General features: G+C 42.1%; 14 protein-coding genes. 3 read left to right on the top strand and 11 right to left on the bottom strand.

Going from position 1 to position 13,676, the window contains the following annotated elements:
• Positions 1-107 precede the first annotated feature (107 nt).
• Positions 108-2,099, top strand: coding sequence for a heavy metal translocating P-type ATPase (locus tag BK009_RS11560; protein WP_100904926.1), 1,992 nt, complete (start codon positions 108-110; stop codon positions 2,097-2,099).
• Between the two features lie 97 nt (positions 2,100-2,196).
• Here the strand turns inward: BK009_RS11560 and trpD are convergent, their stop codons facing one another.
• The 7 genes from trpD to trpE all read right to left on the bottom strand — a co-directional run bounded on the left by trpD (position 2,197) and on the right by trpE (position 8,868).
• On the bottom strand, positions 2,197-3,243 hold the full coding sequence (gene trpD / locus BK009_RS11565; protein ID WP_100907398.1) for an anthranilate phosphoribosyltransferase: 1,047 nt from the start codon (positions 3,241-3,243) through the stop codon (positions 2,197-2,199).
• A 43-nt stretch (positions 3,244-3,286) separates the two neighbouring features.
• Positions 3,287-4,111, bottom strand: coding sequence for a tryptophan synthase subunit alpha (trpA, locus tag BK009_RS11570; protein ID WP_100904924.1), 825 nt, complete (start codon positions 4,109-4,111; stop codon positions 3,287-3,289).
• Positions 4,108-5,289 (bottom strand): tryptophan synthase subunit beta, encoded by a 1,182-nt coding sequence (trpB, locus tag BK009_RS11575; protein WP_100904923.1) that lies wholly within the window; start codon positions 5,287-5,289, stop codon positions 4,108-4,110. Before trpB ends, trpA begins: the two co-directional genes overlap by 4 nt.
• Before the next feature lie 90 nt (positions 5,290-5,379).
• Positions 5,380-6,096 carry a phosphoribosylanthranilate isomerase gene (locus tag BK009_RS11580; RefSeq protein WP_100907401.1) on the bottom strand — a complete coding sequence of 239 codons (717 nt, stop codon included), beginning with the start codon at positions 6,094-6,096 and terminating at the stop codon, positions 5,380-5,382.
• A 17-nt stretch (positions 6,097-6,113) separates the two neighbouring features.
• Positions 6,114-6,905, bottom strand: a complete 792-nt coding sequence (locus BK009_RS11585; RefSeq protein ID WP_100909631.1) for an indole-3-glycerol phosphate synthase TrpC — start codon at positions 6,903-6,905, stop codon at positions 6,114-6,116.
• Entirely contained in the window at positions 6,902-7,480 is a 579-nt protein-coding gene (locus tag BK009_RS11590; RefSeq protein ID WP_100904920.1) for an anthranilate synthase component II, read from the bottom strand. The genes BK009_RS11585 and BK009_RS11590 overlap by 4 nt, the downstream gene beginning before the upstream one ends.
• Entirely contained in the window at positions 7,477-8,868 is a 1,392-nt protein-coding gene (gene trpE, locus BK009_RS11595) for an anthranilate synthase component I (RefSeq protein ID WP_100904919.1), read from the bottom strand. Before trpE ends, BK009_RS11590 begins: the two co-directional genes overlap by 4 nt.
• A gap of 212 nt (positions 8,869-9,080) precedes the next feature.
• On the opposite strand from trpE, the gene BK009_RS11600 reads away from it, so the two are divergent.
• Positions 9,081-9,584, top strand: a complete 504-nt coding sequence (locus tag BK009_RS11600; protein WP_100904918.1) for an amino acid-binding protein — start codon at positions 9,081-9,083, stop codon at positions 9,582-9,584.
• Between the two features lie 116 nt (positions 9,585-9,700).
• Here BK009_RS11600 and BK009_RS11605 read toward each other — a convergent pair whose 3' ends face one another.
• Positions 9,701-9,946 (bottom strand): HypC/HybG/HupF family hydrogenase formation chaperone, encoded by a 246-nt coding sequence (locus BK009_RS11605; protein ID WP_100904917.1) that lies wholly within the window; start codon positions 9,944-9,946, stop codon positions 9,701-9,703.
• Positions 9,947-10,175: 229 nt separating this feature from the next.
• Between BK009_RS11605 and BK009_RS11610 the strand changes: the two genes are divergently transcribed.
• Positions 10,176-11,474: an FAD-dependent oxidoreductase gene (locus BK009_RS11610; protein WP_100909632.1), complete on the top strand. Its 1,299-nt coding sequence runs from the start codon at positions 10,176-10,178 to the stop codon at positions 11,472-11,474.
• A 176-nt stretch (positions 11,475-11,650) separates the two neighbouring features.
• Here the strand turns inward: BK009_RS11610 and BK009_RS11615 are convergent, their stop codons facing one another.
• The 3 genes from BK009_RS11615 to BK009_RS11620 form a co-directional block, all read right to left on the bottom strand.
• Positions 11,651-12,706, bottom strand: coding sequence for a glycosyltransferase (locus BK009_RS11615; RefSeq protein WP_100904915.1), 1,056 nt, complete (start codon positions 12,704-12,706; stop codon positions 11,651-11,653).
• 170 nt (positions 12,707-12,876) lie between these two features.
• Positions 12,877-13,140, bottom strand: coding sequence for a hypothetical protein (locus BK009_RS12720; RefSeq protein WP_236950987.1), 264 nt, complete (start codon positions 13,138-13,140; stop codon positions 12,877-12,879).
• Positions 13,131-13,676 carry a TrmB family transcriptional regulator gene (locus tag BK009_RS11620; protein ID WP_236950988.1) on the bottom strand — a complete coding sequence of 182 codons (546 nt, stop codon included), beginning with the start codon at positions 13,674-13,676 and terminating at the stop codon, positions 13,131-13,133. Before BK009_RS11620 ends, BK009_RS12720 begins: the two co-directional genes overlap by 10 nt.

Raw genomic sequence — 13,676 nt, forward strand, 5'->3', positions numbered from 1 at the left:
GTAAACATTTATATGTACATTTGAACATCCATTCATATGAACATTTTTGTTATCAGAATTGTTGTTTTATAAAGTGCAGAACATCAACTAAATAATAGGGGGATACAATGTCCGAAGACAATCATCAAAATCAGCAACGTGATTCAAAAAACGATTCATCAGATACATGCACCTGCTGCGGAGGCGACCCATATGGGGAAAAACAGCCCCGGTGGAAAAACAAACCCCTGGCCATAATTCTCACTTCAGCAGTGATCTTTATAGTGGGCATAATCCTCGAAAGATTCATGAACCAGGGCCTCCTTGCCGAGCTAGCATTCCTGGCAGTGGTGGCAGTTGCCGGGTTTGAAATAATAAACGGAGCCTTTAAAGGACTATCAAAGCTTCGTTTCAACATGAATCTGCTTATAACCATTGCTGCAGCAGGGGCATTTTTGATTGGTCACGGTGAAGAGGGTGCGGCAGTGATGTTTCTCTTCTATGTGGCAGAGTTTCTGGAGGACTATGCCAGTGAAAGGGCACAGAGATCAATAGCAGCCCTCCTTAAACTGGCACCTGAAACTGCACATGTCATTAGAAATGGTCATGAAATGGAAATTCATACACATGCTGTGAACCTAGATGAACTGGTGGTGATTCGCCCTGGTGACAAGGTGCCTCTTGATGGATTGGTGGTCCGCGGGATCTCTGCTGTAGATCAATCACCTATAACTGGGGAAAGCATGCCAGTCACCAAAAGGAAAGGTGACCAGGTTTTCGCAGGTACCATCAACACCGAAGGCTACCTGGAGATCAGAGTAAACCGAAAATCAAATGAAACCATTATATCTCGCATAATAGAACTGGTACGCCAATCCAAAGAGAAAAAATCCCGGACAGAATCATTCATTGACCGGTTTGCATCCTATTACACTCCCGCAGTCATATTAATCGCTATCTTAGTAGCCACACTCCCTCCGTTCCTACTGGGAATGTCCTTCAATGACTGGTTCTACCGGGCTCTGGTTTTACTGGTGGTTTCCTGTCCCTGTGCCCTAGCAATATCCACCCCTGTTTCAATGGTCTCTGGGATAACCTCTGCCACCAGAAACGGTGTTCTCATCAAAGGAGGGGAATATGTGGAGGAAATGAAGAAGGTGAAGGTGATGGTCTTTGATAAAACCGGAACATTAACTGAAGGCCAACTGGAAGTGACAAACATCATCAACTTCAATAATAGTTCTAAAGATGAGATTTTAACTATTGCTGCTTCCCTTGAATCCCATTCCAAACATCCCCTGGCCAAAGCCATACTCCAAAGGGCAAAAGATGATGATTTGAAGCTGGAAGAGGTTCATAACTTCAAATCCATCACTGGAATCGGTTTAAAGGGTAAAATCAATGGAAATCAATTCCAAGTGGGAAATAAAAGCCTTTTTGAAAATTCAATCTTGTTAAGTGATCATAAATCTCCGGATGGAAAGATTCGGGAAATAAATGAAGAATATGAAAAAGAAGGTAAAACCACAATCCTGGTTGGAAATGAAACTGCAATCATCGGTTTAATCGTTTTGGCAGATCGAATCAGGGATAATGCTAAAAAAACAGTTGAATATCTTAAAAACAATGGTATCAGGATTGTTATGTTAACTGGGGATAACGAGTGCACTGCCAAGAGAGTAGCATCCCATTTAGGATTGAATGAATATTACCACAGTCTCCTACCAGATGATAAGGTGCAAAAAATTGATGAACTGGTTAAGTCCCATGGGCACGTGGTCATGGTGGGTGATGGGGTTAATGATGCACCAGCCCTGGCAAGAGCCAATATAGGAATTGCTATGGGGGCAGCTGGTTCTGATGTGGCCATTGAAAGTGCAGATATCGCTTTGATGCATGATGATCTATCCAAACTGGAATATCTACTGAAACTCAGCCGGAAAACAATGGGTGTGGTGCAGCAGAACGTGGCATTATCCATAGTAGTGAAAAGTTCCTTCGCCTTATTTGCAGTTCTGGGATTTGTAACCTTATGGATGGCAGTGGGTATAGGGGATATGGGCCTCAGCCTGGCAGTTATATTAAACGCCATTAGAATTGGGAGTGGAAAGATTCAATGAATATTTTTCACTAATCCTATTCATCTTTCACTAATCCCTTATTCTGCCACCTATATTTCATTTTAACTTTGGGATTTTCATGCCTTTTAGGGGTTAATCAGGCTTTACTTGCCCTGATGAAGTCCTGAAGCTTGTCTTTGGCTTTTCCTTTCTCCACAATTTCCCGGGCTATTCCGACTCCCTCCTTCAGGTCCGAAGCTTTCCCTCCCAGGAAGATAATTGCACCAGCATTGGCTAAACATATATCCATCCTGGCCTTTTCCGTTGGGTTGGTATTTTTCCCTCCCAGCACATCCTGAGCAATTTGAAGGTTTTCCTCTAAAGTATCCCTGGCCCTGATCTGTTTTTTATCAGCCATTTCCAGTCCAAAATCTTCAGGATACAAATCTGACAATGTTATTTCTCCATCTTCTAGGATAGCGGCATGGGTCTTTCCAATAATTGATATCTCATCCAGTGCTGGTTTTCCTTCTTCATCAAAACCATGTACCACCATGGCCCGTTTAACTCCCAAATTTTTAAGGACATTGGCCACCACTTCCACATATCCCGGATCAAAAACACCCATAAGATGGATATCTGCATTTGCCGGAGATGATAATGGTCCTAAAATGTTGAAAACTGTTCTTATACCCAATTTTCTACGTACGGGCATTACATGTTTCATTGCGGGGTGAAAGTTGGGGGCAAACATGAATCCCATCCCTGATTTTTCCAGACAGGACTCCACACTGGAGGCATCACCATTGATATTTACACCCATTGCCTCTAGAATATCAGCACCGCCACATTTACTGCTAATAGCCCTATTTCCGTGTTTGGCTATGGGGACCCCAGCGGCTGCTGCAATAATCGTGGCAACAGTACTTACATTGAAGGTTTTAAAACTATCCCCTCCAGTACCGCAGGTATCCACCAGGGCATCATCTAAACTGGGGGTGACCTTGATGGATACTTCACGCATAGCCCTTACAAAACCGGTTATCTCGGCAGCATCCTCGCCTTTTGTGGCTAGAGCTGCCAAAAATGCTGCCATATCCACATCATTGGCATCACCACTAACCATTTCCATCATACAATCATAGGCTTCCCCTTCACTAAGATTCTGCCGGGAAGCCACCTTATTCAAACATTCTGAAATCATTTAATCAACAACCCTCATTTATGCAGGTATCATTATCATGGGCTTATTTTTTGGTTGCTTCCTTTAGCTCACGGCAGAATTTTCCGATTTTTTCTTTCATGGCATCCTTGTCCTCTAAATTTTCAGTGATCATGTTCAGTATGGCGCTGGCCACTATGGCACCATCGGCCCCGGCTTTAATCACATTGGACACGTGTTCTGGTTTGGAAATACCAAAACCAACACTTAGAGGTAGGTCAGTGTGACTTCTAACCCTCTCAATAAGTTCCACCGTACTTATCTGGAGGTCGCCCCGGGCACCGGTAACTCCCATAACTGCCACCACATATAGAAATCCTTCACACAACCCTGAAATCTTCTGCAGTCTCTCATTAGTGGTGGTCTGGGCGGCCATGAAGACCTGCTGAACCCCATACTTTCTAGAGGCTGCAACCGCATCCTGAGCCTCTTCTGGCGGTAAATCTGCGGCTAAAACAGCATTCACACCACTTTCAAGGGCAGCTTCATAGAAATGGTCAATTCCAATCTGGTAGATCAGGTTATAGTAAACCAGTAAGCCAATTGGTATGGTGGTAAATTCCCGGATCCTTTTAATAAATTCAAATCCACGTTTTGTAGTCATACCTGAATTAAGGGCTCTTAAATCTGCGTCCTGAACAGTAGGGCCGTCAGCAACAGGGTCACTAAAGGCGAATCCGATTTCCAGGGCGTCAGCACCATTTTCCACAAAGGTTTTAACAATTTCCAGGGATGTTTCAAAGTCCGGGTCTCCGGCTACAATAAAGGGGATGAATGCTCCTTCATTTTTCTCTTTAACCCGTGCAAACATTTCCTGGTAACTTTCCACCTTTAAATCCTGAGAACTCATACTTCCACCCCCATTTCCCGGGCAACCAGAAACATATCCTTATCTCCCCGTCCAGAAAGGTTAACCACAATGGTTTTACCCTTATTTTCCGGCATTTTAGCATATTTCTCGGCATAAGCAATTGCATGTGAGCTTTCCAGTGCCGGGATAATTCCCTCATATCGGGATAGCAGCTCGAAACCCCGGAGGGCTTCTTCATTGTTTATGGCCACATATCTGGCCCTTCCAATGGTCTGGAGATAGGCGTGCTCCGGTCCCACTCCTGGGTAATCCAGTCCTGCTGAGACTGAATGGGCTTCGTTGATTTGCCCATCATCGTTTTGCAGTACGAATGAGAATGAACCATGTAGTATTCCTTCGGTACCTTTACAGAGGGTGGCTCCAGTTCGATCAGTTTCCACTCCGTATCCTCCTCCCTCAACACCAATAAGTTCCACTTCCTTATCATCCATGAATCCGGAAAAGATTCCCATAGAATTACTACCCCCACCAACACAGGCTATAACTGCATCAGGAAGTTTACCTTCTTTTTGAAGGATTTCTTCTCTTGCTTCTCGACCAATGATTGTCTGGAAGTGTTTGACCATGGTAGGGTAAGGGTGGGGGCCCATGGTGGAACCGATAAGGTAGTGGGTGTTCTCTACACTACCTACCCAGTCCCGGAAGGCATCATTTATCGCATCTTTAAGGGTTTGTGAACCGGTTTTAACGGGTAAAACCCGGGCTCCTGAGAGTTCCATTCTAAAAACATTCAACTTTTGTCGTTCCACATCCTCTAAACCCATGTAAACATCCACCGGGATACCTAGAAGGGACCCTACCACTGCGGTGGCTATACCATGTTGCCCAGCACCGGTTTCAGCTATTATCCTGGTTTTACCCATGTATTTAGCTAGAAGTCCCTGTCCTAATGTGTTATTTATCTTATGGGCTCCGGTGTGGAGCATGTCCTCCCTTTTAAGGTATATCTTACATCCTAATTTTTCGGAAAGATTACGGGCATAGTACAATGCAGTGGGTCGTCCGGCGAATTCTTTCAAGTAGTAATCAAGCTCCTGATTGAATTCATCATCATCCTTGTATTTCAGGAATGCCTTTTCAAGCTCTTCTAGGGCGGGTATAAGGAGTTCTGGTACGAATATTCCTCCGTATTTACCAAATTTTCCATCAGTTATCATTCAAATCACCTTAGTCATTCTAAAATTTTATTTTTAGCATCTATCCATTATTAATATCAATCTTAATGTATTATCAACGAATTAATCTAATCATGCCTTATTAAATGTTTTAATTTCAATTAATTCATTTATTTTAGTGGTGTTTTTTACTCCAGGTTTATCTTCTACCTTGGAGTTGACATCCACATAGTCAAAGAATTCTTCCAGGATTTCAAACTTCTCTTCCATCCTTTTTTTATCCATTCCTCCGGCGAGGAATATTTTTAGATCAGGTTTGGTTTGTTTTGCAATTCTTGCCGCTTCAACTGCTATTTTAAGGGGGATTTGTTTTCCTGTTCCGCCGGTTTTTCCCCGGATTTGGTAATCAAAAAGGAGACAATCACAGACTCTGGCAAAATCCTGAATTTCTCTAATTTTTTGAGGTCCTATTACTGTAGATAGTCCTAAAGCCCGAATGACTCTTAAATCCCCTTGATTATCAACAGAGTTCCCATCTTCATCAGTCTCCCTGGTTGGTTGATAATGTTTTTTCAAATTATTTATTTCATCAGCTGAGAGTGAGTGAAGCTGTATGTTCTTCAGGCCTGTTTTTTCTATTCTTTCTATAGCATCCGCCATATTTTCCGGTTCAATTACAAGCACCGCCTTGTTTTTGTCCTTCATAGATAAGATTAAATTGTTTAATTCCGGAATTTCAACCATTCTCTTGGATCTTTTGATGTTTATAAATCCAATTAAATCTGCACCAGCCCTTTCACAGGATGAAAGGTCTTTTTCTCGACGTATTCCGCAGATTTTAATGTTCATAGTCTTAACCTGTTCCGTTATCTGCTGGTTTTGGACTTTTTACCTGCAAATACTAGCTCTTTAACTTTTTCCAGGATATATGGAGTTTGCATGATGCTACTTCCCACCAAAATCGCATCAACTCCCAGTTTAGATAGGAATTTCACGTCTTCTGGGCTTTGAACCCCACTTTCAGATACCTGGGTGATATCGGATGGCACCAGACTGGCTAGTTTCTCGGTTCTTCCCAGGTCAATCTTAAAGTTATTGAAGTCACGATTGTTTATTCCTATTATCTCTGCTCCAGATTTAATGGCCATATTTATTTCTTTTTGATTTTTACATTCCACCAGTGCATCTAGATCCAAGTAGTTACATAGTTCAATCCCTTCTCTGATATCAGGATATAAATCTGCCATTAAAAGAACAGCACTTGCACCGTAGGCCCGTGCTTCATAGATCTGGTAGGGATCCAGTATGAAATCCTTACGGAGTAGTGGAAGTCTGGTTATTCTGCAGGCCAGTTTCAGATTGTCAATGTTGCTTTTGAAAAATGATTCCTCAGTTAACACACTGACAGCACTGGCTCCTCCTTCTTCAAAGAGGGGCACCACATCCCCCACAGTGAGCTGGCTGATTTCACCCATGGAAGGGGATGCTGGTTTGTACTCTGAGATAATGGAAACATCCTCTTCCCTATTTAAGGATTTTCTAAAATCTGTGCGAAGTTTCACCCGTTTAATATTTTCTTTCAAATCAGCCAGGGGCTGGTATTTCTTCCTGATCTCCAGGACTCTCTTCCTTTCTGAAATTATACTGTTGAATTTCATGAAACTTCCATCTCCAGGAAATTTTTCATGATCTTCCGACCATCACTGGTTCCAATGGACTCTGGGTGGAACTGAAGACCGAATATGGGATAATCATGGTGTTTAATGGCCATTATCATCCCATCATCTGTCTCTGCCAGTATATCCATGGAAGCTGGTGTACTATCCCTTTTACACACCAGGGAATGGTATCGTGCTGCCTGGAGAGGACTTTTAACCCCTTGGAACATGCCTGAATTTTGATGATGTATTAATGTTTTCTTTCCATGAACAGGTTCAATATAGGTGATTTCGCCACCAAAGGCGGTGAAAATTCCCTGATGTCCAAGGCAAACTCCCAGAACTGGAATATCCTGACCTATCTCCAGGATGGTTGCTCTGGAAACTCCAAAGTCCCGTTGGTTTTCAGGATTTCCCGGGCCAGGGGATATGATTATCTGTGAAGGTTCGAGCTCTCGTATTTCTTCCACGGTTATTTCATCATTCCTAAAAACACGAATGTCTTTTTCAAATTCTCCCACCAATTGATATAGGTTATAGGTGAAAGAATCGTAGTTATCAATTATCAGTATCATTTAGCTTCACCGGACATGTTCAGTGCACTTAAAAGTGCCTGGGCTTTGTTTTCACATTCAAGGTACTCGCTGGTGGGAACTGAGTCATGGACTATGCCGGCTCCGGCCTGTATTTTTCCACGTTCTCCTTGGCAGACCAGGGTCCTTATGGTAATGGCAAAATCTGCATTCCCATTTAAAGAGAAATAACCCACTGCTCCAGCGTAGGGTCCCCGGGTAATGCCTTCCAGTTGGTTTATTATTTCCATGGCTCTTATTTTAGGGGCTCCGCTAACTGTGCCTGCCGGGAAAATTGAGGTAAATGCATCCACTGCATTTTTATCCTTCTGTAGTTTTCCCATAACCCTGGAGACAATGTGCTGCACATGGGAGAATTTTTTCACTGTCATATATTCAGGTACATTAACTGTGCCGAATTCACTCACTTTTCCTATATCGTTACGGGCAAGGTCAACCAGCATCAAGTGTTCGGCTTTTTCCTTTTCATCAGCCAGAAGTTCCCTTTCCAGTTTCAGGTCTTTTTCCGGGGTTGTGCCTCGTTTTCGGGTTCCGGCTATGGGGTAGGTTTCAACATCCCTTCCCTCTACCCTCACCAGCATCTCGGGACTGGAACCAATTATCTCGCGTTCCCCCAGTTTCAAATGATACATATAGGGTGAGGGGTTGATGTTACGCAGTGTTTCATAAAAAGAGAGTTTATTTCCCTTAATTTGGTATTCCCTGGCATTGGAAATGACACTCTGGAAGATTTCCCCGGATTTTATTCTTTTTTTAGCATCCAAGACCATTTTTTCAAACTTGTCCTGGGAAAAATGGTGTTTTTCTTCCTGGAAGGTGAGATCTTCCGTTTCGAATTCTTCCCTTGCAAGGTCCCTGATTTCTTCCACCCGGTTTTCACCCAGTGTAATGTATTCACATTTGTTCTGAAGTCGGTCGAAGATCACTGCATCCAGAAAGAGTCCGAATTCATAATCAGGGAAAGTGCCCTCCTGCACTTGGACTGGTTCAAAGTATTTAACCGCTTCGTAGGAGACGTATCCCACCAACCCTCCCTGGAATCCTTTACTGCTACTGCCATTCCCAATGAGGCTTTTTATTTCCATAAAAGGATTGGGTGTTTCAATTTCATCAGTTGTGTTGTCTTTTTTTATTTCCAGAATTCCATTATGGGCTTTAAGGGTTGCCACCGGGTCAAATCCCAGAACCGAGTACCTGGCCAGTCCGCTGTCACTTTCCATGGACTCCAGCAGGAAACTACTGGGGTATTTGGAGTATATCTTTTTAAATAAATCAAAAGGAGCATCAAAGTCAAGTTTAGTCCTTCTAGCTTCCTTGTTTTTCAAGTTGTATTCGCCAAAAACATTCACTGCCTTGCATGTTGTCACCATAATTAGTCACTGACACTCCTATACTTCATTGTACTATTTAAATCTTTATAGTACAAATATGCACATAAAACTAATTATATGGGCACTACCAAATTGAAGACTAGGTAAATTGAGTGAAAAAGTGAACTGAAGATGGATTAAAATGAAATTCATTATGAAAATATTTTAATTAAAATAAACGAATTGGAAAATATGGCCAGGGTGATTATTTCATGTGGGATCGTATTAAACATAAATTTGAGAAATTCCCAGCTAGAATGGGAGTGGCCCGTAAGATAGTTGAGTTAGGTTTAAGGGTTGGTGAAAACGGGAAAATCTACTGTGGAGATGTGGAAGTCAGTGATGTGGCCCTTGCCCGGGGAACCGGTGTTGACCGCAGGTCCATCCGCTCCACAGTGGCAGTTATAATGGAAGACCCGGAACTGGCATCCATATTCAGGAACATATTCCCTGCCGGTGCCCTACTGAAAAATGTGGCCAGTGAACTTGGTTTTGGAGTGGTGGAAATAGAAGCTCAGGCAGGTGCACCTGGAATTCTGGCTACTGCCACCCAATTAATAGCCCAGGAAAAAATCAGTATCAGGCAGGCCCATGCTGGAGATCCCGAACTGGAAGAAAACCCTAAACTAACCATAATAACCGAAAAACCAGTTAAGGGTGAGATGATCCAGGAATTTCTGAAAATACCTGGAGTCAAAAGAGTTTCTATCTATTAATAATATAATCTTTCCAATGTTTAATGTCAAAAAATAGTAAAAAAGAAATTATTATTTAAAAAGAATCATTCACTGGAATCTGGGTATTTAGGCAGATCCACCTAATATATGATTATTTAATTTCCAGTTTTTTCAGTATCTTCTTCCATGATCTTCAGGAGTTCATCCCATGCTTCTAAGGATTCCTGAGCTTCCTCATCGGATAAAACTTCAATTGCATATCCAGAATGGACAAGAACGTAGCGACCTACATCAATGTCGCTTACTAAATCCAGTTTAGCCTGCTGTCTAACTCCACCGAAGTCCACAGTAGCCACATTATCATTAATTTCCAGAATCTTAGCTGGTGCTGCTATACACACAATTTTCACCTTTTAAAATTTTATTTAAAGAGCCAATTATCGGCTTTTAATAATTATAATCCGCTAGTCTATAGTTCTAATTAATTTATACTAAGTAGTATTAAACTAAGCAGTTTTTAGATTACTCAGAATAGTTTTAGTTATTTTAATAGATTATCATCACCATATAAATATCTTGGGGCCAACAAAATTTATCTGATTATAAAAAAGGTTTTTGGGGTTTGGAGAAATGAAACTAGTGATTATTGGAGGAGGGCCAGCCGGTCGCAGCGCAGCAATGGAAGCAGCACAACTAGGGGCAGAAGTCACCCTGATTGAAAGGGAACATATCGGGGGGACCTGCCTCCATGAAGGATGTATGGTGGTCTGCGGACTCAACGATGTGGTATGTTTCCATGAAGATTCAAAAAAATATAAACAAATGGGCATAATCTCCGAACAACACTGTATTAATTATTCCCAGATTGCTGAGGGGATAAAAAAAGTCACTGGGAAGATAGAGGCTGTTTTAAAACATGAAACTCGCCAATCAGGGGCGGAAATTGTGTTCGGTGAAGCCAGTATTAAAGAGGGCATAGTGGAAGTCAATGGGGGGAATTATCTTTATGATAAACTCTTAATCGCCACTGGCTCCCGACCATCCATACCTCCCATCCCGGGTGTTGAACATGCTATAACCTATAAAGATGTTCTAGACTTTGATGAGGTTCCCGAGAAGTTTAACATAGTGGGAAGTGGGGTGATTGCCGCAGAATTTGCAGGAATATTCTCATCCCTGGGTAGTCAAGTTAAAATTCTATGCCGAAACCAGTTTCTCAGTAATGTTGATCCTGAAATTAAAAATTACGTGGCCGAACACCTCCTACGGGATGTAGAGATTCAGGAAAAAGTACAAGTGCAGGAAATAAGTCCGGAAGGAGCATCCACTTCCAATGGTCCGGTGGAGGGGGTAGTGTTCTTGGCCACAGGCATGACTCCCAACTCAGAAATTGCTCACAAGTTAGTTAAAACCGGACCTAAAGGAGAAATAGTAGTCAATGAACAGATGAGAACCAGCAATCCCTCCATATATGCTGCAGGGGATGTGGTGGGCACGGTGGGTAACACCCCGGTGGCCCGTATGGAAGGGGTGGTTGCCGCCAGAAATGCCTGTGATATAGCAGCTACCATGGACTACCGACTGATACCCCAATCTTTAACTCTCTACTATCCAGTGAGTTTCCTGGACTCTGGAGTCCAAAAGTCAGAAAATGATTTCGACGTGCGTATACGTGGCTCAGCAGGCCCAGGATCATTCTGGCAGGTTCTTGATGGGGAAACTGGATTCACCAAGATCTCATCTGACCTTGAAACTGGTGATGTAACCAGGGTTGCTTCAATTTCTCCCTCCTCCCGTACTAGCATTCCCTATCTGGCCAAAATGATCAAAGATGGATACAAAACCGCAGATTTCGATGATTTCATTGAAACTCATCCATCAACTGATGCCATTTACAAATTATTACATTTTTTAGCAAAGTATGGCTGAAATACTCGCAAAATCGTTTTTAGATAACAAATGTCATTTTAAACGAAGGTGATTTTGAAGGAGTTAATAAAATTCAATTAAAATTCTATTAAAAGAAGATATGGTTATTTAAATCGGATTTATGAATAACTGTGATAAATATTCAATTTATCACTCATTAACCGGATTTATCATCATTAACTTGGTTTATCATTCATTCTATCATATATCACACTGGCTATGTTGTCTGAAGCATTTAAAACATCTTCACTGTATTTAAGGGCATTTCCCTTAAGTTCGTCCAGTTTGTTAAAGGCGGCACTGGTGACTTGGGCGATATCCTCCAGATCACTTTCCAGGATTGCTCCCTTAAATATCGCTGCCAAGTTATGGTAACGTCCGTATTTAACTCCCAAAAGGGCGATGATGGGTAACTGGCAGGCAATGGCTTCCTGGATCATCATACCATCATCAGTGAGAACTGCCAAATCCACCACCTTGTAAAGATCCCGGATCCAGTCAATGTACTCCAGGTAGATGATATTATCTCCCGTAAGATGTTCCCGGTATTCTTCTTCTAGTGGAGCTCCAACCACCAAGATATTGGCATTTATACCACTTTTACCAAGTGCTGCTGCGCCAAGGGCCATTTTTTCAAATAGAGTGGAACCAGATGATAAAAGAATTGTAGGAAGGGTTTCATCAAATTCTGGGGGCAATAGTTCCAGTGCCCTTTCCTTATCGCCCACGATTATAGAGGGATCTACCGGTGAATAAGCTTTATGGATGTTTTTATCATCCAGTTCCATCTGGAACAGGTTGGATTCTGGTAGAGCCACAGTGGTGGTTATCCTGGTGCATACCCTGGCATCTGTTGGGGTAATTAGAATACCCACTGATGGGGTGCTGGCCATTTTAGCCCCTAAACAGCCTACTACTGCCCCACCACCAATAACACCCACCACAACTTGGGGATTTACCTTTCTTATAAGACGGGCGGCTTCCACAGTAGCTTTTGAAGTTTTAACTGCGGCTTTAGCCAGGTTTTTCCGGGTGGCAGCATGGCCGCCTGCCTGAGGGATGCTGATTTTATACCAGGATAAGTTGTTTTTTTTGAGCAACAAGCCCGTTGCACTGTGATCCAATGCAAATTCGCATTCAACACCATATTTTTCAAGGGCACGGGCAATGTTAAGGGCAGTGACCGCATCTCCACCTATTCCTCTTCCAGTAACTATAAATAATGCCTTCATTTTCTAACCATTTCTTATTATGAAATTTAGGTTGTAACCTGAAATATGGGATAATATCTAATGAAATTGAATGTGTGTTTTTTGAAAATCAATTGTTTTTAATGCAGTTTGGTTTTCATTTTTATTGTAATTTTGTTTCAAGTTAATTATGGTTTGATTGTCTCAAATATTTAAAATCTGTTGGGACTAAAGTTAGGGCTGAAAAAATCCATACTCCATATGAAATCATACATTCCAGTTATGGTTTCAATAAATTCTTCGTACTGATTCCAGATGCAAATAGCAGTTTCAGATAGGGCAACATCTCCAGATAGTTTGCAGAAAGCAATAAGCATCTCCTCCTGATCCCGAACCACCAGTTTTATGTAGGGAACAGGGAAGAATTTAAGCTCCACTGGCAATTCTTTCATAATTTCCATGGTAGTTACTTCCACATCATCCACTTTACATATAGGGGCAGTAAGTATCCGAGTTTTAACCCCCTCTTTAAAGGTTTCTGGAGGGCTTCTTTGAGTTGTGGAGGTTCACTTGGGAACATGAGACCGCCCATTATGAAAAGGGATTCTTTGGCACGGGATATTATCTCTAGCTCCTTATTAACTATCTTATCAGGGCCATGCAGGATCCAGATTGGGGCTGGAACATTGGGGATCTGGCTTTCATAAAGCACATTCAACTCTGACTCAGCCCTTTCCATTTTCTTTTTAATCTCATTTTTATTCCTCTTAAAAACTTCATGGGGAGGGATCACAGTGAAGGTTAAGGGTTTTCCCTTACCTATTTCCAAAAAGCCCTTATTGTCCAGGCTTTTGAGAATATTGTAAATTCTGGATCGTGGCACCTGGGAGGCTTGACTAATTTCGGTGGCTGTTCCGGATATAATTGAGTTTAAGGCCACATATGTTCGAGTTTCGTAATCTGTGAGTCCTAAAGTCTTTAATGCTTCTAGTGTTTCTCTGCTTACTCCCAT

The sequence above is a fragment of the Methanobacterium subterraneum genome (assembly GCF_002813695.1).
GTDB classification, from domain to species: domain Archaea; phylum Methanobacteriota; class Methanobacteria; order Methanobacteriales; family Methanobacteriaceae; genus Methanobacterium; species Methanobacterium subterraneum.

Coding starts and splice junctions, on each gene's coding strand:
- BK009_RS11560 (WP_100904926.1), top strand. CDS start 108: ATGTCCGAAGACAATCATCAAAATCAGCAACGTGATTCAAAAAACGAT.
- trpD (WP_100907398.1), bottom strand. CDS start 3,243: ATGATTTCAGAATGTTTGAATAAGGTGGCTTCCCGGCAGAATCTTAGT.
- trpA (WP_100904924.1), bottom strand. CDS start 4,111: ATGAGTTCTCAGGATTTAAAGGTGGAAAGTTACCAGGAAATGTTTGCA.
- trpB (WP_100904923.1), bottom strand. CDS start 5,289: ATGATAACTGATGGAAAATTTGGTAAATACGGAGGAATATTCGTACCA.
- BK009_RS11580 (WP_100907401.1), bottom strand. CDS start 6,096: ATGAACATTAAAATCTGCGGAATACGTCGAGAAAAAGACCTTTCATCC.
- BK009_RS11585 (WP_100909631.1), bottom strand. CDS start 6,905: ATGAAATTCAACAGTATAATTTCAGAAAGGAAGAGAGTCCTGGAGATC.
- BK009_RS11590 (WP_100904920.1), bottom strand. CDS start 7,480: ATGATACTGATAATTGATAACTACGATTCTTTCACCTATAACCTATAT.
- trpE (WP_100904919.1), bottom strand. CDS start 8,868: ATGGTGACAACATGCAAGGCAGTGAATGTTTTTGGCGAATACAACTTG.
- BK009_RS11600 (WP_100904918.1), top strand. CDS start 9,081: ATGTGGGATCGTATTAAACATAAATTTGAGAAATTCCCAGCTAGAATG.
- BK009_RS11610 (WP_100909632.1), top strand. CDS start 10,176: ATGAAACTAGTGATTATTGGAGGAGGGCCAGCCGGTCGCAGCGCAGCA.
- BK009_RS11615 (WP_100904915.1), bottom strand. CDS start 12,706: ATGAAGGCATTATTTATAGTTACTGGAAGAGGAATAGGTGGAGATGCG.
- BK009_RS11620 (WP_236950988.1), bottom strand. CDS start 13,676: ATGGGAGTAAGCAGAGAAACACTAGAAGCATTAAAGACTTTAGGACTC.